Source organism: Pseudomonas sp. Pseusp16, assembly GCF_047324915.1.
GTDB lineage: Bacteria > Pseudomonadota > Gammaproteobacteria > Pseudomonadales > Pseudomonadaceae > Aquipseudomonas > Aquipseudomonas fluorescens_CD.
Map to the genome: position 1 here is coordinate 6,216,823 of NZ_CP168522.1, position 20,025 is coordinate 6,236,847.

The 20,025-nt window shown below is 60.5% G+C and carries 15 protein-coding genes; 5 read left to right on the forward strand and 10 right to left on the reverse strand.

The features are described 5' to 3' along the window. Nucleotides 1-845 precede the first annotated feature (845 nt). The gene (locus ACEN8Q_RS28300; protein ID WP_413428901.1) at nucleotides 846-1,814 is read right to left on the reverse strand and encodes a LysR family transcriptional regulator; all 969 of its coding nucleotides are present in this window, start codon (nucleotides 1,812-1,814) and stop codon (nucleotides 846-848) included. A gap of 331 nt (nucleotides 1,815-2,145) precedes the next feature. Here ACEN8Q_RS28300 and ACEN8Q_RS28305 point away from each other — a divergent pair, with 331 nt between their 5' ends. The 4 genes from ACEN8Q_RS28305 (at nucleotide 2,146) to ACEN8Q_RS28320 (ending at nucleotide 7,067) form a co-directional block, all read left to right on the forward strand. Further along, nucleotides 2,146-3,645, forward strand: a complete 1,500-nt coding sequence (locus ACEN8Q_RS28305) for an efflux transporter outer membrane subunit (RefSeq protein ID WP_413704037.1) — start codon at nucleotides 2,146-2,148, stop codon at nucleotides 3,643-3,645. A 139-nt stretch (nucleotides 3,646-3,784) separates the two neighbouring features. Next, entirely contained in the window at nucleotides 3,785-5,989 is a 2,205-nt protein-coding gene (locus tag ACEN8Q_RS28310) for an FUSC family protein (protein ID WP_413704038.1), read from the forward strand. Further along, nucleotides 5,979-6,179 carry a DUF1656 domain-containing protein gene (locus ACEN8Q_RS28315; RefSeq protein ID WP_413704039.1) on the forward strand — a complete coding sequence of 67 codons (201 nt, stop codon included), beginning with the start codon at nucleotides 5,979-5,981 and terminating at the stop codon, nucleotides 6,177-6,179. The genes ACEN8Q_RS28310 and ACEN8Q_RS28315 overlap by 11 nt, the downstream gene beginning before the upstream one ends. Nucleotides 6,180-6,203: 24 nt before the next feature. Beyond that, nucleotides 6,204-7,067, forward strand: a complete 864-nt coding sequence (locus ACEN8Q_RS28320; RefSeq protein WP_413704040.1) for an efflux RND transporter periplasmic adaptor subunit — start codon at nucleotides 6,204-6,206, stop codon at nucleotides 7,065-7,067. A 149-nt stretch (nucleotides 7,068-7,216) separates the two neighbouring features. On the opposite strand, the gene ACEN8Q_RS28325 is transcribed toward ACEN8Q_RS28320, so the two are convergent. The 3 genes from ACEN8Q_RS28325 to ACEN8Q_RS28335 form a co-directional block, all read right to left on the reverse strand. Next, nucleotides 7,217-7,615, reverse strand: a complete 399-nt coding sequence (locus ACEN8Q_RS28325; RefSeq protein ID WP_413425851.1) for a DUF4440 domain-containing protein — start codon at nucleotides 7,613-7,615, stop codon at nucleotides 7,217-7,219. A gap of 139 nt (nucleotides 7,616-7,754) precedes the next feature. Continuing rightward, complete coding sequence (locus ACEN8Q_RS28330; RefSeq protein ID WP_413425849.1) at nucleotides 7,755-8,579, reverse strand: SDR family oxidoreductase; 825 nt, start codon at nucleotides 8,577-8,579, stop codon at nucleotides 7,755-7,757. Nucleotides 8,580-8,613: 34 nt separating this feature from the next. Then, entirely contained in the window at nucleotides 8,614-9,078 is a 465-nt protein-coding gene (locus ACEN8Q_RS28335) for a multidrug transporter (RefSeq protein ID WP_413425858.1), read from the reverse strand. Nucleotides 9,079-9,252: 174 nt separating this feature from the next. Between ACEN8Q_RS28335 and ACEN8Q_RS28340 the strand changes: the two genes are divergently transcribed. Continuing rightward, a complete protein-coding gene (locus tag ACEN8Q_RS28340) occupies nucleotides 9,253-12,054 on the forward strand; it encodes an RHS repeat-associated core domain-containing protein (RefSeq protein ID WP_413704041.1) in 2,802 nt (933 codons plus the stop codon). A 101-nt stretch (nucleotides 12,055-12,155) separates the two neighbouring features. Here the strand turns inward: ACEN8Q_RS28340 and ACEN8Q_RS28345 are convergent, their stop codons facing one another. From ACEN8Q_RS28345 to ACEN8Q_RS28370, 6 genes are all read right to left on the reverse strand, one after another. Further along, nucleotides 12,156-13,607, reverse strand: coding sequence for a mannose-1-phosphate guanylyltransferase/mannose-6-phosphate isomerase (locus tag ACEN8Q_RS28345; RefSeq protein ID WP_413704042.1), 1,452 nt, complete (start codon nucleotides 13,605-13,607; stop codon nucleotides 12,156-12,158). Nucleotides 13,608-13,820: 213 nt separating this feature from the next. Continuing rightward, complete coding sequence (locus ACEN8Q_RS28350) at nucleotides 13,821-14,477, reverse strand: alginate O-acetyltransferase AlgF (RefSeq protein WP_008018613.1); 657 nt, start codon at nucleotides 14,475-14,477, stop codon at nucleotides 13,821-13,823. 14 nt (nucleotides 14,478-14,491) lie between these two features. Continuing rightward, nucleotides 14,492-15,667: an alginate O-acetyltransferase gene (locus tag ACEN8Q_RS28355; protein ID WP_413425843.1), complete on the reverse strand. Its 1,176-nt coding sequence runs from the start codon at nucleotides 15,665-15,667 to the stop codon at nucleotides 14,492-14,494. Nucleotides 15,668-15,678: 11 nt separating this feature from the next. Next, nucleotides 15,679-17,244: an MBOAT family O-acyltransferase gene (locus tag ACEN8Q_RS28360; protein ID WP_413425841.1), complete on the reverse strand. Its 1,566-nt coding sequence runs from the start codon at nucleotides 17,242-17,244 to the stop codon at nucleotides 15,679-15,681. Between the two features lie 194 nt (nucleotides 17,245-17,438). Continuing rightward, on the reverse strand, nucleotides 17,439-18,560 hold the full coding sequence (locus ACEN8Q_RS28365; RefSeq protein ID WP_413425839.1) for a mannuronate-specific alginate lyase: 1,122 nt from the start codon (nucleotides 18,558-18,560) through the stop codon (nucleotides 17,439-17,441). Between the two features lie 8 nt (nucleotides 18,561-18,568). After that, on the reverse strand, nucleotides 18,569-20,017 hold the full coding sequence (locus ACEN8Q_RS28370; protein WP_413425837.1) for an alginate O-acetyltransferase: 1,449 nt from the start codon (nucleotides 20,015-20,017) through the stop codon (nucleotides 18,569-18,571). Between the last annotated feature and the right edge of the window lie 8 nt (nucleotides 20,018-20,025).

The window sequence follows — 20,025 nt, forward strand, 5'->3', positions numbered from 1 at the left end:
TCGGTAGGTAAGTGGGTATTTTCCTTTATAAACCTGTTTGCCGGTCAGGAGGGTGACGGCTAACTGACGGCGCTGTCAGTTTGGCTTTGGCGGCCTCTGGGCCGACCATATTCTTGGTTGACCGTGTATATATCCGTTTTTTGGGTTGTGGCGGCTGGTGGTTTCGCCCTTACGGCGACTCACTTTTTTTACAAGCGCCTAAAAAAAGTAAGCAAAAAAACGCTCGCCCCGAACGTCCGGCCCCTCGCCAGGGCTCGGGGTTCCTTCGCTCCGGCATTCATCCGGGGGCATTGCCCTCCGGTCGGCTGCGCTCGACCTGCATGCAATGAGTTCGACTGCGTCGAACGGCGCTGCGCGCCCATCCCCGGATGAACACCTCCACTCAGCCTGCCGAGGGGGCGGGTGGATCAAAATCAAGAGCGGCAGGCGAGCTAACGCTCGGCCTTGTAGGAGCGAGCTTGCTCGCGATGGACGTCAACGATGACGCGGGCTGTCTGAATACCCGCGGTGTCCTGGTGTTTTTCGCGAGCAGGCTCGCTCCTACAGGGGGGAACGCGTTCAGTTGTGGTCAGGTCGGCTGTCAGGCCGCCTCGCTTTTGCTTTGGCTTTTGATCTTCTTGCCCCCTCGAGAGGCCCACGGAGCAGGACCGGAGCGAGGGAATGCCGAGCCTTGGCGAGGCACCGAACGTAAGGGGCAAAGCGCTTTGGTTACTTTCGCGCTCTTCGAAAGTGACCCGCCGTAAGGGCGGAACCAATAGCCGCCGTTACCGCAGAAACGGATATGTACACAAAAACAACGTCGCCAGACACAAAGCCTTCGCGAGCAGGCTCGCTCCCACAAAGGCTCAATTCGCCACCCGAACCCCACCCAGGCTCCCGCTCAATTCATACGCCGCCAATTCCGCCTGATGCGCGGCCAGCAATTCCGGCAACGATCCACGCAAGTACTCGACCCAGGTCTTGATCTTCGCGTCCAGGTACTGGCGCGACGGGTAGATGGCGTACAGGTTCAGTTCCTGCGAGCGGTATTTGGGCATCACGCGCACCAGCGTACCGTTGCGCAGGCCTTCTATCGCGGCGTACAGCGGCAGGACGCCAACGCCCATGCCGCTGATGATCGCGGATTTCATCGCGTCGGCGGAGTTCACCAGAAACGGTGAGCTGTTGATGGTGACCATTTCCTGGCCTTCAGGGCCGTCGAAGGCCCATTTCTCCAGCGGAATCACCGGGCTGACCAGGCGCAGGCAGGCGTGGTTGAGCAGGTCGCTGGGTTTTTGTGCGCAGCCGTTGGCTTTGACGTAGGCCGGCGAGGCGCAAACGATGCTGTAGGTGATCCCCAGGCGCTGGGAGACGAAACCCGAATCCGGCAGTTCGCGGGCGAGGACGATGGACACGTCGTAACCCTCGTCGAGCAGGTCCGGCACGCGGTTGGCCATGGTCAGGTCGAAGGTCACGTCCGGGTGGGTCTTGCGGTAGCGGGCGATGGCGTCGATCACGAAATGCTGGCCGATGCCGGTCATGGTGTGCACTTTCAGTTGCCCGGCCGGGCGTGCGTGGGCGTCGCTGGCCTCGGCTTCGGCTTCTTCGACGTAGGCCAGGATCTGTTCGCAACGCAACAGGTAACGCTTGCCGGCTTCGGTCAGGGCGATGCGGCGGGTCGTTCGGTTGAGCAGGCGGGTTTGCAGGTGGGCTTCCAGGTTGGAGACCGCGCGCGAGACGTTGGCTGTGGTGGTGTCCAGTTGTATGGCGGCGGCGGTGAAGCTGCCGGCTTCGGCCACGTAACTGAAGGCGCGCATGTTTTGCAAAGTGTCCATGGGGGGCTCTCGGGTGCGATGGCAAATTGTGACACGAAGTTTCAGAGTCTGAGACCCCAGACTTAAGGATTATCTCGTTTACGGTAACAAAGATTCACAGGAATCCCAGCTTATCGCCTTTCAGGCCGCCCCCTAGAATTGCGCAACTTGGGCAACCGGGGCTCGACCCACCGCATAACCTGTGGGAGCGGGCTTGCTCGCGAAGACGGTCTGACATTCACCATCAATGTCGACTGATGTACCGCTTTCGCGAGCAAGCCCGTTCCCACAAAAGCGGAACTCCAGTTTCCAGAAAATCTCGTACCTCTCCCTATTTCAGGAAATCGCAGCAGTGCCGCGTCGCATCAGCAGAGCGCTTCAGCCGCTCAGTGTTTTGGCTTTAACCCTGGCAATCAGCGGCTGCATCGGAACCGGAGGTATTGCCCCGCAGGACAAGGCGCTGGAGGCCAATTCACTGGCCACCGACGAAGCGATCCAGAGCGCCGCGCAAGATGCGCACTGGCCCACCGCGCAATGGTGGCAGGCTTATGGTGACCCGCAACTGAACCGCTGGATCGACCTCGCCCTGCAAGGCAGCCCGAGCCTGGCCATGGCTGCCGCCCGGGTCCGTCAGGCCAGGTCCATGGCCGGCGTGGCGCAAGCGGACGAGTCGCTGCAGATCAATGGCGAGTCCATCCTCAAGCGTCACAACTGGCCTACCGACCAGTTCTATGGCCCCGGCGAGCTGGCCAACAGCACCACCTGGGACAACAACGCCGCGCTGGGCTTCAGTTATGCCCTCGACCTCTGGGGCCGCGAAAGCAATGCCACCGAGCGCGCCGTGGACATGGCGCACATGACCGTCGCCGAGGCTCGTCAGGCCCAGCTTGAATTGCAGGACAACATCGCCCGGGTCTACATCGAGCTTTCGCTGCATTACGCACAGCGGGACATCGTCGAAGCGACCTTGAAGCAGCAACAGCAGATTCTCGAGTTGGCACAGAAGCGCCTGAATGGCGGCATCGGCACTCATTTCGAAGTCAGCCAGGCTGAAACACCGTTGCCGGAAACCCACCGCCAGATCGATGCCCTCGACGAAGAAATCGCCTTGAGCCGCAACCAGCTCGCCGCTCTCGCCGGCAAGGGCCCGGGGGAAGGCGCGCAGTTGCAGCGGCCAACGCTGTCGCTGGGTGCGCCACTGAAACTGCCGTCTGCGCTGCCGGCGCAGTTGCTCGGGCAGCGCCCGGACGTGGTTGCCAGCCGCTGGCAAGTGGCGGCGCAGGCGCGGGGCATCGATGTCGCCCATGCCGGTTTCTACCCCAACGTCGACCTGGTCGGCAGCCTCGGCTACATGGCCACCGGCGGCGGGGCGCTGGAGTTCTTGACCGGCAAGAAGCTCAACTACAGCGTGGGTCCGGCGATTTCGTTGCCGATCTTCGATGGCGGACGTTTGCGCGCTGAGTTGGGCGAAGCCTCCGCCGGGTACGACATCGCCGTGGCCAAGTACAACCAGACCCTGGTCAATGCCCTGAAAAACATCTCTGACCAGTTGATCCGCCGCGAGTCCATGGACAAGCAGCAGGCTTTCGCCGCCGAGTCGGTGGCCACTGCGCAGAAGACCTACGACATCGCCATGATCGCCTACCAGCGTGGCCTGACCGACTACCTCAATGTGCTCAACGCCCAGACCCTGCTGTTCAAGCAGCAGCAAGTGCAGCAGCAGGTTCAGGCGGCGCGCTTGAGCGCCCATGCGGAACTCGTGACGGCGTTGGGCGGTGGGCTCGGTGCCGGCAATGACGTGCCGAACACCGAACAGACTCAAGTGCCGAAAACCCCGAGCCTTTTGCGTTGAACACGAACCCTGTGGGAGCGGGCTTGCTCGCGAAAGCGGTTTGTCAGACGGAAAAAATGCTGACTGATACTCCCTCTTCGCGAGCAAGCCCGCTCCCACAGGTCCTGAGTCTGATCTTAATTTTTTTGAGCAGGATTTGATGACTCCCTTGCCCGCACCCTTGCGCTGGCTGTATTCCCTGGAATGGCGCCGGGGGTTCTTCGACTGGGCACGCAGCGACGGCGTGACCTGGGTCTACATTTTCAAGGTGCTGTTCGCGGCATTCCTGACGCTATGGCTGGCCATGCGCCTGGAACTGCCGCAACCGCGCACGGCGATGATCACCGTGTTCATCGTCATGCAGCCGCAAAGCGGCCATGTGTTCGCCAAGAGCTTCTATCGTTTTCTCGGCACCCTGGCCGGTTCGTCGGTGATGGTCGCGTTGATTGCGCTGTTTGCGCAGAACACTGAACTGTTCCTCGGTTCGCTGGCGATCTGGGTCGGTATCTGCACGGCCGGCGCCGCCCGCTGCCGCAACTTCCGCGCCTACGGTTTCGTCCTCGCCGGATACACCGCGGCGATGGTCGGCTTGCCCGCGCTGGCCCATCCGGAGGGGGCGTTCATGGCGGCAGTCTGGCGGGTGCTGGAAATCTCGTTGGGCATTCTCTGTTCGACCCTGATCAGTGCCGCCATCCTGCCGCAATCGGCTAGCGCGGCGATGCGCAATGCCTTGTATCAGCGCTTTGGCGTATTCGCCCTGTTCGTCACCGATGGCTTGCGCGGACGCAGTCAGCGTGAGGCATTCGAGGCCGGTAATGTGCGTTTCATCGCCGAAGCCGTGGGCCTGGAAGGCTTGCGCAGCGTGACTGTTTTTGAAGACCCGCACATGCGTCGGCGTAATGGCCGGCTCAGTCGCCTGAACAGCGAGTTCATGAGCATCACCACGCGCTTCAATGCCTTGCACCAGTTGCTCGAACGCTTGCGCAGCAGCGCAGCGGACACCGTGGTGGCGGCCATCAAGCCGGGTCTGCAGGACCTCGCCGAGTTGCTCGACGGCTTCAGCGGTCGTGCCCTGACCAGCGCCGATGCGGCACGTCTGGTCACAGTGCTGAGCGCCTACAAGGAAGGCTTGCCGGCGCGAGTGCGCTGTCTGCGGGCAACGTTCCAGCAGAGCGAGCCGAGCGATGCCGAACAACTGGATTTCCACACCGCGTACGAGCTGCTCTATCGCTTTGTCGACGACCTGCACGGTTATGCACAGACCCACGCATCCCTGGCCGATCACAGTCACGAACGGGAACGCTGGGACGAGCCGTTCACCCCGCAAACCAACTGGATGGCCGCTGCGGCATCGGGGATTCGCGCAGCATTCATCCTGGTGGTACTGGGCAGCTATTGGGTGGCAACCGCCTGGCCGAGCGGGGCGACCATGACCCTGATCGCCGCTGCGACCGTGGGCTTGTCCGCCGCCACCCCGAACCCGAAACGCATGGCCTTTCAAATGGCGTGCGGGACATTGCTCGGGGCGCTGATCGGCTTCGTCGAGATGTTTTTCATCTTCCCGTGGATCGACGGATTTCCGTTGCTGTGCGTGATGCTCGCACCGGTGATCGTGCTGGGCTCGTTCCTGACTTCGCGGCCGCAATATGTCGGTGTCGGCCTGGGCTTGCTGATCTTTTTCAGCACCGGTTCGGTGCCGGACAACCTCACGGTCTACAACCCCTACACCTTCATCAACGACTACATCGCCATGGTCCTCGGCATGCTGGTGTGCGCAGCGGCCGGGGCGATCATTCTGCCGCCCAATAGCCGCTGGTTGTGGCGCCGGCTGGAGCAGGACCTGCGCGCTCAGGTGGTGTACGCCATCAGCGGCAAGCTCAAGGGTCTGGCGTCGAGTTTCGAAAGTCGCACCCGCGACCTGGTGCATCAGGCCTACGGCTTCGCGGCGGGTCAACCGCAAGTGCAGCGGGACTTGCTGCGCTGGATGTTCGTGGTGCTGGAAGTCGGCCACGCGATCATCGAGTTGCGCAAGGAGCAGGCGATACTGCCGGTGCATCCGGCCTATGCCGAATCCCAGCCATGGCGCCAGGCGATCCGGGTGATGGGGCGTGCGCTGGTGCGGCTGTTCCTGCAACCGAACGGCAGCAACCTCGAGCGTGCGCTGATCGCCGTCGATCACGCGATCAGTCGTGTGCAGTCCACCGACGAGCCCTTCGCTCCCCATTTCGATACCTCGGCGTTGCGCCGGGTGAAGAGCTACCTGCACTTCATCCGCACCTCTCTGCTCGATCCGCAATCACCGCTCGCCGGCTACATGCATGCCAGTGCCAGCGGCAAGCCACAAGGACTTGAACATGCCTCGTGAAATCGCCTTCCACGGCGTGTACATGCCGACCATGACCCTGATGTTTTTCATTGCGGCGGCACTTGCCTGGGCACTGGACCGGTTCCTCTCCGGGTTCGACCTGTACCGCTTCTTCTGGCACCCGGCGTTACTGCGCCTGAGTCTGTTTATCTGTCTGTTCGGCGCCATGGCGCTGACTGTCTACCGTTGACTCTCTATCACTGAGAATGCCCCGATGAAAAAGTTTTTCAGCCTGCTCGCGACCCTGTTGGTGCTGGCCCTCGCGCTGTGGATCGGCCGCTCCTTGTGGGAGCACTACATGAACACGCCGTGGACCCGTGACGGCCGCGTGCGGGCCGACATCATCAACGTTGCCGCCGACGTCACTGGCGAGGTGGTGGACGTGCCGGTGCGCGACAACCAGTTGGTGAAGAAGGGTGATTTGCTGATGCAGATCGACCCCGAACACTACCGCCTCGCGGTGAAACAGGCGCAAAGCCTGGTGGCATCGCGCAAGGCGACCTGGGAGATGCGCAAGGTCAACGCCCATCGTCGCGCCGATATGGACAACCTGGTGATTTCCCGGGAAAACCGCGACGACGCCAGTAATCTCGCCGACTCGGCCCTGGCTGATTACCAGCAGGCCCAGGCGCAACTGGAAGCCGCCGAGCTCAACCTCAAACGCACTGAAGTGCGCGCAGCGGTAGACGGCTACGTGACCAACCTCAACGTGCATCGCGGCGACTACGCGCGCATCGGCGAGGCGAAAATGGCCGTGGTCGACATGAACTCGTTCTGGGTCTACGGCTTCTTCGAAGAAACCAAGCTGCCCCACGTGCGCGTGGGTGATAAAGCCGACATGCAACTGATGAGCGGTGAAGTGCTCAAGGGCCATGTTGAAAGCATCTCGCGCGGCATCTACGACCGCGACAACCCGGAGAGCCGCGAGCTGATCGCCGATGTCAACCCGACCTTCAACTGGGTACGACTGGCGCAGCGGGTGCCGGTGCGCATTCACATCGATGAAGTGCCGGAGGGCGTGCTGTTGGCGGCGGGGATTACCTGTACGGTAGTGGTTAAGCAGGATGGTGGGGCTTAGCTGTCGGACCGGTTCGCCTGCTTCGCGAGCAAGCCCGCTCCCACATTTGATCTCCTTCGTGCGCAAATCTTGAGCTCACTGAAGATCCAGTGTGGGAGCGGGCTTGCTCGCGAAGGGTACAACGCGGTCCGTCAGGCAGGCGTCGCGCGTTACTCCTTGCAAAACGTCTCATGCAGATGCCGCCAGATCACCCGGCCATCCGTCTGTTTTTCAAACACGACCGTGGAGCGACGATCCGAGTGCAGCCCGGTCGCATCGGTCTGTTGCTCGCGGTAACTCACGGTCGCGCCGCCATCGTGCAGCGCGATGCCACGCAACTCGCTGAGCGCGATGCGGAACCCGAGCTTCTTGCCGCCCGCCAACGTGAACAATTCGTTCAGCGCGTCAAAATCCAAAACCCGACCGAGCGGCGAGACCATGGAAAACTGCGGCGAAAAACGGGTCAGCAGTTGTTCGAGTTCGGACATGTCCTGTTCTTCGGCCAGCCATTGTTCGATGGCCACGTGGGCCTGGATCACTTCGTCGAAGTATTCGGTGTAGTCGGTCATTGTGCTGTTACCTGAAGTTTTGTAGGGACTGTGCGGGCCTCTTCGCGAGCAAGCCCGCTCCCACAATTGATTGTGTTTCTTCAGGAACAACTCGGTCAAATGTGGGAGCGGGCTTGCTCGCGAAGGTGTCGACGCGGTCTCAGAGCTGCCCACGCAACCCGAACCGCTTCATCAACCCGGATTCGAGCAAGCCCTTGGGCAGCAACGTTGCCATCAGCGGCAACGCACGACTGCCATTGCCGAGACGAAGCAACCGTGGCGGTTTGGCCTGCTGCACAGCCTTGAGCAATCCGGCGGCAAACTCGCTGGCCGGAGTCGGCTTGTCCTGGGAAGCCCTGGCCCGGGCGCGTATGCCTTCGCGCAGGGGAAACCACGGCGATTGTTCACTGATCAGTTGTTCGGCTTCGTGGCCGGCATTTTTGGCGAAACAGGACGCGATGGCCCCCGGCTGGACTTCCATGACCCGCACGCCGAACGGCGCCAGTTCCATGCGCAAGGCATCGCTCAAGGCATGCACGGCAGCTTTCGAGGCACAGTAGGCACCGGCAAAGGGCGTGACCAGTACGCCGGACACGCTACCGATATTCACCACCAGCCCCTTGGCCCGACGCAGCACCGGGAACAAGGCGCGGGTGACGCCGACGATGGCGAACACATTGGTTTCGAACTGGCGCTGCATGGCTGGCACACCACCATCGAGCAGCGGCCCCATGGCGCCATACCCTGCGTTGTTGACCAGCACATCGAGGCCACCGGCCTGTTGGTTGATTCGCTCGCTCAAGGCTTCGAGCGCCGCGGCGTCGTTGACATCCAGTTGCACGGCCGTGAAGCCGGCGGCGGTGAGTGCCGCGACATCTTCGGCCTTGCGGGCACTGGCCCAGACTTCATAACCGGCGACCTTGAACGCATCGGCAAGGGCGCGGCCAATGCCGCTGGAACAACCGGTGATCAACGCAACGGGCATGGCGCATTCCTTGTGCAAAAAAATGGAGGAAGGATCAGTCGGAAAAACTACCGTGCAATCGCTCGGCGCGAAACTCCAGCGTCTCCGGACGGTAGCCTGGGCGCAATGGCGGCAGCGGCAAGCAGTCTTCCCAGTTGCCACCGGCCTGCAATTCGCCGGGGCCACGATAGCGCGGGGCGGTGTATTGATTGTCGGCCAGGTTCACCGTGTCGCCCGGTGCATAGGCCGCAACCCGCCAGCGCAGTTCCGTCAGCGGCACGTCATTGCCGTTATTCAGGGTCAATTGCAATGGGCGGTCGGCGGGACATTGCTGCGGCGCGTAACTGATGCGCAACTCCAGGCGTTGCAATTGCTTGAGTTCGCGGTGGTCCATCCAGATGACCCAGGTAGCGACAATGCCCAGCCCCACGGCGGCGGCCATGGAAACAGGCAAGGCCTTGGCCGGATAGCGCAGCAACAGGATCAGCCAGGTGATGACCAGCAGGACGCCGATGAACATGACGTAGATCTCGGGAATAGAGAGGGTCATCCTACCTAAGCACAGGTGGGGTTGGCGATGGGCGGGGTGTGTCGACGGTACGGAAGACCATCTGTCGGCCCTGTAATTTCTGACAGTAGCCGGGCACTTGATCGACAGGCTTAGATGAGCGGGAGTGATTCCGGAGCGGCTACTGTGCCAGCGACTCTGTCAATCCACCGCCACACCCCGAGCCTGACGGCAAGTGACCCTCGTGGGTTACCCGTACGCGCCGTGGGGTACTGGCGTGACATCGACGGCGTGCCCCCTCAGGCGAGGGTCAACCGTACGGCCCATGATTGGGCGGGCCGCGCGATTGCGCAGCGGGACCCGCGGCTGTTTCCGGACGCTTCGGCAGCGGCCAATCTGCAAACGACGTATGCCCTGTCCGGTGCAGTGTTGAGTACGGACAGCGTCGATGCCGGGTGGCGTGTGGCGCTGTTGGGGGAGGCGGGGCAATCGCTTCATACCTGGGATAGCCGGGGTTCGCAGCGCAGGATGCGGTACGACGCTCTGTTGCGCCCGGTATTGGTGTTCGAGCAGGCGGTGGACGGTGATGCGATTTGCACGGAGCGCTTGGGTTACGGCGCGAGCGATCAGGCTTCTGCCGAGCGCAACCAATGCGGCCAATTGATTCGCCACGATGATCCGGCGGGGACGCAGCGGTTTACCGAGTCTGGATTGCACGGCGCAGTGCTGGAGCAGACGCGGCATTTTCTGAAAGCAGTGTCGCTGCCGGACTGGCCTGAGCCGGTGGCGGATCGCGAGTTGCTGCTGGAACCGGGCGAGGGCGCCATCACTCGTTCGCAGGTCAATGCATTGGGCGAGGTCTCCCAGCAAACCGATGCCAAGGGTCACCGTCAGTTATTCCATCAGACCCTTGACGGCCAGTTGCGCGAGGTCCGCCTGCAACTCAACGGTACATCCACACCAAAAACCCTGGTCAGCGCCATCGACTACAACGCCCACGGCCAGACCGAACGGGAAGTCGCTGGCAATGGTGTGATCGCCACGCTGGAATACGACACGCAAAATGGCCGCCTGACCCGCCTCCAGGTCCGGCGCGGCAACACAGCCCTGCAAGACCTGCGCTACGCCTATGATCCGGTAGGCAATGTGCTGAGCATCGAGGATGCCGCGTTGCCGATTCGCTACTTCGCCAACCAGCGCGTCGAACCGATCAGCCGCTACTCCTACGACAGCCTGTCGCAACTGATCGAAGCCACCGGCTGGGAAGCGGGCGGCCCTAACAAAGGCCCGCAGTTTTCGACCCTCGATGACCCGGCGCCCCGCGCCAATTATCGCCAGACCTATCACTACGACGCAGGCGGCAATCTGCTGGAGTTGGTCCACGAAGGTCCGCAAAGCCACGGGCATCGACTGGTCGCGGCGGCGCACAGCAATCGTTGCCTGCCGGTACTGGAGGGTGTGGAGCCCGGCGAAGAGGATTTTCGCAATGGCTTCGACGGCAACGGCAATCTGCTGAACCTGCAACCGGGCCGGGCCCTGAGTTGGGACCTGCGTAACCAGTTATCCGAAGTGCGGCCCGTGGAACGTGAGGGCGGTGAAGATGACAATGAACACTATGTCTACGGCGCCGACGGCATGCGTGTACGCAAAATCCGTTCAACGCAAACCTATGCTCGAACACTTCTCTCCGAAGTTCGTTATCTACCCAATCTGGAATTGCGCACTCATGCTGGCACGGGCGAAGTGTTGCAGGTGATCAACGTCCAGGCCGGGCGCAGTAGTGTGCGGGTATTGCACTGGGAGTCCGCACCGCCGAAGGACAATGACAACGATCAGTTGCGCTACAGCCTGAGTGATCATCTGGGTTCCTGCGCCTTGGAACTCGACAGTGCGGGCGAGGTGATCAGCCAGGAGCGTTATCATCCGTTTGGCACAACCGCATGGTTTGCAGGAAGAGGGGAGGTTGAGGCGAGTTATAAAACGGTGCGCTATTCGGGGAAAGAGCGGGATGCGACGGGGCTTTATTATTACGGGTTCAGGTATTACATAGCCTGGTGGCAGCGCTGGTTGAGTCCGGATCCGGCGGGAAGTGTCGACGGGTTGAATTTTTATTGTATGGTACGAAATAATCCTGCCAGTCTTAAAGACTCAGATGGCAGAGAAAGTAATTTTAAGGAGCTTTTTAAGCCTGAGTATGGAGATCTGATTTTTGGACTGTCCAGCGTAGTAAGTAAACGGTATTTGAGTTGGTTCGCGAAATTGACATATCGCGGCGATGTACTGGCGATGTACTTTACAAGAAAGGATGCCGGGAATCTTGCAAGTAGCCTGGGCCGGTTTCGCTTAGCGTATTATGAAGCTAAGTTCTTTATGCATCTATCCTCTCCCGGAGGCCGGGAGGAACTGGAACGTGTAATTTTCGCTGGAAGTCATGAGCTACGGGAGCGTGCAACCGTTAATGTGCAAAAAGGAAACGACTTTTGGCGGAAGAAGCATGCGCAGATCACCAGTCAAATCGTCGAGATTGAAAACAGGTTTTATGACCGTATAAAGTCAAGTCAAAGTTCGATTGCGTCGAGCAAGGTTTATTGGGGCTTTTCCAAAGAATTTGCATCTGAACTTGCCGGTGGCAGGTATTCTGCAAATGAAACATTTCAGAAATATATCGATGCTGAAGGTACAATTTTTTATCATAAGTTCCTCAGTCGGGCGAGTAAGGCCGGATTGTCGACGATACTGAAATCTGAGGGTGGGAGTGCCGTTCATTTTATACTTGATGAGTTGGATATGAATCAGGTTGTGAAAAAAACCCAGCCATCGTTAACGTCGTCAGAGTTGCGTTATTTGTACCGCAATCGGTCTAAGGTGGTAGACAAAGTATTGTTTTATCAACAGGGTAAGCTTGTGGACGCACCTTGGAGGACAGACCGGGCGCTGTGGAGTCAATACATACCCAAAAATACATCGGGAGGGACTATGTCCCGGTGATTGTTGTGGTCAATCGAAGGTAATCAATGATTAAAAAAAACATCCAACCCGCTGCGGATAGGGAACGCAGCAGGTCGGATGGGGCCTTACTGATTAATCAATTACTGCGCGATAGTCTTCACCGAAACCCCACGCTCAACCGGCGTAGACCGCCCGTAGATATCCTCGAACCGCTCGATATCGTCCTCACCCAGATAACTTCCCGATTGCACTTCGATGATCTCGAGTGGAATCTTCCCTGGGTTACGCAAGCGGTGAACCGAAGCGATCGGAATATAGGTCGACTGGTTCTCGGTCAGCAGGAACACGTTCTCGTCGCAGGTCACCTCGGCGGTGCCGCTGACCACGATCCAGTGTTCGGCGCGGTGGTGGTGCATTTGCAGCGACAGGCACGCGCCCGGTTTGACCGAGATGTGCTTGACCTGGAAGCGGCCGCCCATGTCCACCGAGTCGTAGGAGCCCCACGGACGGTAGACCTCGCAGTGGTTCTGGGTTTCGCTGCGGCCCTGTTCGTTGAGGGTGTTGACCATCTGTTTCACGCCTTGGACCTTGTCCTTGTGGGCGATCATCATGGCGTCCTTGGTTTCGACCACGACGATGTTTTCCAGGCCGATCACCGACACCAGTTTGCCGTTGCCGTGGATCATGCAGTTGCGGCTGTCCTGGATCACCACGTCGCCTTTGCTGACGTTGCCGTTGGCGTCTTTTTCATTGACTTCCCACAGCGACGACCAGCAGCCGACATCGCTCCAGCCGGCGGTCAGCGGCACGACGCAGGCGCGTCGGGTTTTTTCCATTACCGAGTAGTCGATGGAATTGTCCGGGCAGCAGGCGAAGGTGGCTTCGTCGAGGGTGATGGTGTCGGCATCCTGCTTGCTGCGTTCCAGGGTCAGCACGCAGGTGTCGTAGATGTCCGGATCGTGCTTTTTCAGCTCTTCCAGGAAGCGGCTGGCGCGGAACAGGAACATGCCGCTGTTCCAGAAGTAACCACCGGACTGGACGAACTCGGTGGCGCGCTTCACGTCGGGTTTTTCGACGAAGTGCGAGACGCGGCTGACGCCTTCAGGCAGCAGCGAGTCGTTGGTCGACTTGATGTAGCCATAACCGGTTTCCGGCTTGGTGGCCGGCACGCCGAACAGCACCATTTCGCCGTTCTCGGCAGCGACGGTGGCCAGGGCCAGGGCGCGCTGCAGGGCTTTCTGGTCTTCCAGCACGTGGTCGGCCGGCAGCACCAGCATCAGCTCGTCGCGACCTTCGTTGACCAGCATCATCGCGGTCAGGGCCACGGCCGGCGCAGTGTTGCGACCGAACGGCTCCATCAGGATGCGCTGGGTTTCCAGTTTGCGCGCGGCCAACTGCTCGTTGACGATGAAACGGTGGTCCTTGTTGCAGACCACGATAGGCGTGTCCATACCTTCGAACACCAGGCGTTCCAGGGTTTGCTGGAAGAGGGTGTGCTCGCCGGTCAGGGCCAGGAACTGTTTAGGGAACTGCTTACGGGAAAGCGGCCAAAGACGTGAGCCACTACCACCTGACAAGATCACCGGAATCATGTTGTTACTCCTTGAATATCGATTGGTTAGAGCTACCGCGTTTGTGTCGTTTCACTCTTGTTTTTGTTCCGTGTCCGGATTGACGCCCCGGATCAATGTGGGAGCGGGCTTGCTCGCGAAAGCGGTGTGTCAGTCGACATCGTTGGTGAATGTCAGACCGTATTCGCGAGCAAGCCCGCTCCCACAGAGGGATGCGTCAACCCGGAAAATTGATTAGCGCGTCGACACCGGGCGTTTCACCCAGACCGGCGACAGGCTGCTGCCGTTGCCGGTGACGTACAGCACCGCGGCTTCACCGCGTTCCAGGGCGACCGGTTTCACGTCGCCGACTTTGGTTGCGCCGTCATAGAGCGCCAGGCTGACTTTCACCGGGTTGATTTCACGTTCGCCACGGCCCTTGGCGGCTACGTTCGGGACCACGTCGGTCTTGCCGTCGGCGGTTTTCAGGGTCAGCGTCTTGTCGCTGAGGTTCTGTACGCGTACCAGGGACTTCTGCTTGTTCTTGAACGGCGGCTCCTCGATCAGTTGCGGTGCGCCGCTGGCGTTGTTGACCAGGGTGTAATAGTGATCGCCGGCCAGTTTCACCGGCAGGGTCTGGCTACCGACCTTGGCGCTGTAGTCACCGCCCGGCATGAAGCTGAAGTCACTGCTGGACAGTGGCGCGACGTCACTCAGGTTGGTGCTGCCGACGGTGGCGCTGACTTCGGCGTTGCTGGCGTTGTAGATGCGCACGAAGGTCGAGCCTTTCGGTGCGGTCGGGCCGTAGAGTGCTGCGTCGCCACCAGCGAAGGCCTGTATCGACAGCACGCTGAGGCCGGCAACCAGAGCAAAGCTTTTAGCGAGACGACGCGGAGTTGTAGTGAAAGTCATGGTGTACCTCTCTTTCAGTTTTGCGCCCGGTCGGGCGTCTCGGATTTGTTGTTGATGGCTACGTTTTGTTGGCGCGCGCCGGCTTGTTTAAGCTCTGCGACCCACTGCGGGTCGGCGTCGCCGATTTCGTTGTTCACGGGCAGATATCGTTCAGGAAACTCCCAGATCAGCACCTGTGGCGGGCTGTTCTTGAAGGCATCGCTTTTCAGGTAGCTGAGCATCGGCAGAATCGGGCCGTGGCCGTCTTCGGCGTAATTGACCACGTCACTGTGCAGGGCTTGCTTGAGCGCACCGACGAAGTTCCAGTTGGGGTTGGCGCTGTAGCTGGTGCCGATCAGGGCCACCGGCACTTCGGTGTTGGCGAACAGGGCATCGTCACCGGCCGGTTGGTCATCCGCTGCCACGGTGTTGCGCTTTTGCAGCGACTCTTGCGCCGGCATCAGGTTTTCGAACAGTGGGTCCAGCGGCAGGAACAGACGCAGGTCGCCCTTGTGGGTGATTTTCTCCGCAGGCTCGGTGACGAAACGCTGTGGCTCGCCGCTCAGCGGGTACTTGTCGGCGATGGTTTGGGCCAGGCGGTTGGCGGCGATCTCGGCGCCTTCCGGGGTCCAGTGGGTGTCGGTGCGCAGGAACACTTGCTGGCCATTCTGTTTGGCCTGTTGCAGCGGGCCGAGCAGGTCAGGGGCCGGAATCCGGTCGGCGGCCAGGCGCTGGTGGAAGTCCTTGTAGAGGTTGGCGTGGATGCTCGCCGGTTTCACTTCACCGAGGTGTTCCGGGTACAGGCGCACCTTGGCTGGCACCACTGCCATAACCAGTTGCACGCCTTTTTCCTTCAAGGTCTGGCGCACGCCTTCGACCAGCGCGTAGTTGCCTTGCAGGTTCAGTTCTTCGTTGACTACCGGGTGGAATTCTTCATCGCTGTACAACCACTGATCGCGACCGAGCACCACGCCCGGACGACCTTCATTGAACAGTTTGAAATCCAGCGCGGCCCAAAGATTGGTGCCCAGGCGCTTGATCGGGAACTCGTCGTCGTAGTGCGTTTCCACGGCTTTGGTCCAGCGACCGTTGAGCACCGTCGCATCGGCGTTGGTGCTGAAGCCGAAGAAGCTGCGCACCGACCACAGACCGAGCACCAGCAGGGTCACCAGGAACAGCGCGATGTAGAAGATACGTAATGAGCGGGTCATGGTCAGATCCCTCAGAACTGGAAGTAAAGGAACGGCGAGAAGCTTTGCGCCGAGAGTTTGAGAATCGAGGCGATGAACAGCAGCAGCACCAGCGCACGCATCACGTAGCGCGACCAGTCAGCGCTCCAGTAGGCCGGTTGCACCTGGGCTTCGACGCCGACGGTGTAGCCAGGCTGATGGATGCTTGCCGGGTTATCCCCTGGCACGGCCTTGATCGTTCCGGCTGTAGCGGCGGCCGGGCCGTCGGCGTCGACGTTCTCGGCAGGCTTGGTCTTGACCGGTGGCTGATTGCTGTAGAAGTCGCGCAGGCCGAAGAACGCCAACGTCACGTAGGCCACGATCAGCGTTGCCACTTGCAGGCCGGTGAGGCTGGCCTGGTTGAGTTCCGACAGCGACCAGTCGCCGAAGCTGAACATCGCGCCATACATGCGCCCCGCAACGTGCAGGTTTTCCGCGCGGAAGATCACCCAGCCCATCACCACCAGCAGGAAGGTCAGTGCCCAGCGAATCGGGTTGAAGCTGCGTGGCGAGGTGTTCAGACCGATGGCTTTTTCAATCGCCAGCCAGGTGCCGTGCCAGGCGCCCCAGACGATGTAGGTGATGTTCGCACCGTGCCACAGACCACCGAGCAGCATGGTCAGGAACAGGTTGCGATAGGTCATCAGCGTGCCTTTGCGGTTACCGCCGAGGGTGATGTACAGGTAGTCACGCAGCCAGGTCGACAGGCTGATGTGCCAGCGCCGCCAGAACTCGGTGATCGACTGGCTGACATACGGCTGCTTGAAGTTTTCCATGAAGCGGAAACCCATCATCAGGCCAAGGCCGATGGCCATGTCGCTGTAACCGGAGAAGTCGAAATACAACTGCGCGGTGTACGCCAGCGCGCCGAGCCAGGCATCGCCCGTGGTCGGGTTTTGCAGGGCGAAGCAGTGGTCGGCCACCACCGCCAGGGTGTCGGCGATGAAGACTTTCTTGATGAAACCCTGCATGAACCGCGTGCAGCCCTCGGAGAATTTGTCGAGGGTGTGGGTGCGGTTGTTGAACTGGTCGGCCAGGTCGCGAAAACGCAACACGGGGCCGGCGATCAAGTGCGGGAAGATCGCCACGAATGCCGCGAAGTCGATCAGGTTGCGGGTCGCCGGGGTGTCGCCACGGTAAACGTCGATGATGTAGCTGATGGACTCGAAGACGTAGAACGAGATCCCGATCGGCAGCAGCACGTGGGTCAGGATGAAAGGTTCCAGGCCCACCGATGTCATCATCGCGTTGATGCTGTCGACGCCGAAGTTGGCGTACTTGAAGTAGCCGAGGATGCACAGGTCGACGGCCACACCGAGCAGCAGCCAGCGCTGCGCCGGTTTGGTCCTGACCCCGGCGGCACCGACTTTCAGGCCGATCCAGTAGTTCCACAGCGTGACGCCGGCGAACAGCGCGAGGAAGTCCACACGCCACCAGGCGTAGAACACGTAGCTGGCAATCAGCAACAGCAAATTGCGATAGCGTTGCCCGCTCAGGTAGTACAAGCCGAGAAAGATCGGCAGGAACAAAAACAGGAACACGTTGGACGAAAAAACCATCCCGATCTCTCCTTGTTTGAATCAACAGTCAAGGGCCAACGGCCCCCCCAAACCCCCCAGGAAAATCTGGAGGGCGACACATCTTCACTGTGGGAGCGGGCTTGCTCGCGAAAGCGGTGTGTCAGTCGACATCAATGGTGAATGTCAGACCGCTTTCGCGAGCAAGCCCGCTCCCACAAGGGACAGCACTTGGCCTAAGAGCCTTTGCCTTTTTCATTGGCTGGGTCGTAGACCTTGGTCAGGTCGCCGCCGAGGCGGAAGGTCTTGAACGGTTGCATCTTGTGTTTCTTCGCCAGCACCTCGGGCGAGCAGGTGTAGAGCGAGCAGAACGGTTCGAGCCAGGCGAATTTCATGTCCTCTTTCAGGTCGGTCATGTCCTGTTCCTTGCCGTTCTTTTCCTCGAACTCATCCGGGTCTTTCACCCCGGACAGCACCCGGTCACCCAGGCGTTTGAGCGCGCCATTGTTTTCCTGGCGCAGATCCACACCGTTGACCTGGGCGAAACTGGCGATCATCGCCAGCGGTGGCAGGGCGTAGTTGTGGTAAGCCAGGGCCCGTTGCTGACGCTTGAGTTCATTGGGCAGGTAGCCGTCGGCGTCGACCTGGTTGGCGCCGACCTTGTATTCCTTCACCGCCCAGTCGAACAGGTCGCGACGGTTGGTGGCGATGGAGGTGGCCATCACCGACCAGGCGGCCCAGTACGAGTGGTTGTTGGTCTGGTCGAGCGGCAGGTTGTCCCAGTCGCTGACCACCTGGTCGGCCATCTTGCTGAACCAGGCTTCGATCAACTGCGCTTGCTGTTGATGGGTGGCCAGCGGGTGGGAGTCGGAAAACTTCAAGCGGATATACGCCGAAGCCATGCTGCCCAGCGCCCATTTGCGCATCGACTTGCCGGTGTGGTTGAAGTCCTTGGACATCAGCGCGTCGGCCTGGGCCCAGGCGGTCAACCAGTCGAGCGTGCATTCCAGCTGTTCCGGGCGACCGTCACGCATGAACTGCATCACGCGCTTGCTGGTGCCGCGCTCGATCTTGGTGATGTCGGCGGTGCTCTCGCGGAAGGCTTTTTCCGACTGCACGTTCAGGGTCGCGCGGGCTTTGTCCGAGCCTTCGTACTTGCTGCGAAATTGCAACGAGCCGGTGTATGGCGTCGGCATCGCATCGCAGCCTTCGCTTTTGTCGCCCGTCTTGAATTTATCCACAGGCGCAAAATAGCCCTGGGGTGGACGCAGTGGCGCAGCCGCTTGCGTGGCCCCGGCGAACATCGCCAGGCTCAGGAGCGTCGGTGCCAACAGAGTTGAAAAGTTCGGATAGCGCATAGCAGACCTCATTGCCCGACCGAAGCAGTACGCTGCTCGGCGCCCGGGAATACGTTGCGTTTGCAGATTTTCGCTTCGACTTTCTGTGGTGCGGCACCGGCTTCGGGGCCCTGGACTTCAACGGCCAGCAGGTTCTGCGAGGCCCAGTCTTCATCCGTGCGCAACTCGAAAGCGAAACGCCCGTCAGTCTCGGATGTTTCCGGTTTGTCGATCTTGATGTCCTCGTGGCGACCGTTCATGTACCAGAGGGTGGCTTGCAGGGTTTTCACCGAGGTGTCGGCGAAGCGGATGTCGACCTGGTGGCTGCTGTTGCGCAGGTCCATGTTCTTGCTGTTGACCATCAACTCGTTTTTGCCCGGCTTGAGCGTGGCGCTGCCGGACATCTGCGCATCCTTGCCTTCGCAACCGTTGTCCAGCAACGCCATCATCTGGCGGTAGATGGTTTCCTGGTCGAGGCGGTACAGCGGCGAGAATTCCCAGATGAGAATCTTCGGCGGGTTCTTCTGAAACTCGTCGCTGCCCAGGTACTGCAGCATCGAACCTTCCAGGCCGCCGCCGGGGAATGCCACGTTGAGGATGTCGGCACCGATGGCCTCTTCGAGGAACCCGGCGAAGTTGTAGTTCTTGCCGCTGTGGGAGGTACCCACGAGGGTGATTTGCGGATTGCCGGAATCGCCGAACAGATCGCCATCGCCCGCTTCGCCCTTCGGCTCGGTGGTGAACTGATCCATGTACTGGATCGCGTAGCTGGTGCCACAGAGTTGACCGGCCATGTTGTGCAGGGTTCCGGTCTTGCCCATGCGACCCGACTTTTTGGTCTCGAATTCGCGCTTGGGAATGTCGGCGAATTCAGGCAACTGCTTGACCTTCTCGGCGACGATTTTCGCCGTGCGCTGGGCACCGTATGGCGTCCAGTGCTGGTCGCCACGGAAGTAGAAATCGTGGGCGGGCAGGGTGTCGGGCAACGATTCGTTGGTCAGCGGCGAAAGGTCCGGGACCACATAACCCATCTGCGCGAAACGACCGAGCATGGTCTTGTAGTTCTGCAGCGCCTTGTCGTAGTCGAAGCTGGCTTTCTCCGCCGGGTTGAGCTTGTTGCGGTTCACCAGGCCACGGGTCGGCTGGTACACGATGACCAGTTCCACGCCTTTGCTCTTGAACGCATCGTGCAGTTGTTTCATGCGTTTGTAGCCGGCGGGCGTGGTGTCGAATTCGGTGCGCAGGTCTTCCTGGGTGCGGAACAACCAGTCGCCCTGGGCCTGTACCAGCGTGGTGAAGTTCTGCTGGTAACGGGTGGTGTAGTTTTTTGCATCGTGGGCGGCCGGGCACAGGCTGCAGCACGGTTCGGCACTGAACTTCGGTGCCTGGACTTCATCGGCACGCGCACCGCCGCTGGCCGCGAGAATGCCGGCGGTCAGGGCCGACAGGCTGAGTAATTTGATCAAGTGTGGGTGCATAAGATTGT

Coding starts and splice junctions, on each gene's coding strand:
- ACEN8Q_RS28300 (WP_413428901.1), bottom strand. CDS start 1,814: ATGGACACTTTGCAAAACATGCGCGCCTTCAGTTACGTGGCCGAAGCC.
- ACEN8Q_RS28310 (WP_413704038.1), top strand. CDS start 3,785: ATGACTCCCTTGCCCGCACCCTTGCGCTGGCTGTATTCCCTGGAATGG.
- ACEN8Q_RS28315 (WP_413704039.1), top strand. CDS start 5,979: ATGCCTCGTGAAATCGCCTTCCACGGCGTGTACATGCCGACCATGACC.
- ACEN8Q_RS28320 (WP_413704040.1), top strand. CDS start 6,204: ATGAAAAAGTTTTTCAGCCTGCTCGCGACCCTGTTGGTGCTGGCCCTC.
- ACEN8Q_RS28325 (WP_413425851.1), bottom strand. CDS start 7,615: ATGACCGACTACACCGAATACTTCGACGAAGTGATCCAGGCCCACGTG.
- ACEN8Q_RS28330 (WP_413425849.1), bottom strand. CDS start 8,579: ATGCCCGTTGCGTTGATCACCGGTTGTTCCAGCGGCATTGGCCGCGCC.
- ACEN8Q_RS28335 (WP_413425858.1), bottom strand. CDS start 9,078: ATGTTCATCGGCGTCCTGCTGGTCATCACCTGGCTGATCCTGTTGCTG.
- ACEN8Q_RS28345 (WP_413704042.1), bottom strand. CDS start 13,607: ATGATTCCGGTGATCTTGTCAGGTGGTAGTGGCTCACGTCTTTGGCCG.
- ACEN8Q_RS28350 (WP_008018613.1), bottom strand. CDS start 14,477: ATGACTTTCACTACAACTCCGCGTCGTCTCGCTAAAAGCTTTGCTCTG.
- ACEN8Q_RS28355 (WP_413425843.1), bottom strand. CDS start 15,667: ATGACCCGCTCATTACGTATCTTCTACATCGCGCTGTTCCTGGTGACC.
- ACEN8Q_RS28360 (WP_413425841.1), bottom strand. CDS start 17,244: ATGGTTTTTTCGTCCAACGTGTTCCTGTTTTTGTTCCTGCCGATCTTT.
- ACEN8Q_RS28365 (WP_413425839.1), bottom strand. CDS start 18,560: ATGCGCTATCCGAACTTTTCAACTCTGTTGGCACCGACGCTCCTGAGC.
- ACEN8Q_RS28370 (WP_413425837.1), bottom strand. CDS start 20,017: ATGCACCCACACTTGATCAAATTACTCAGCCTGTCGGCCCTGACCGCC.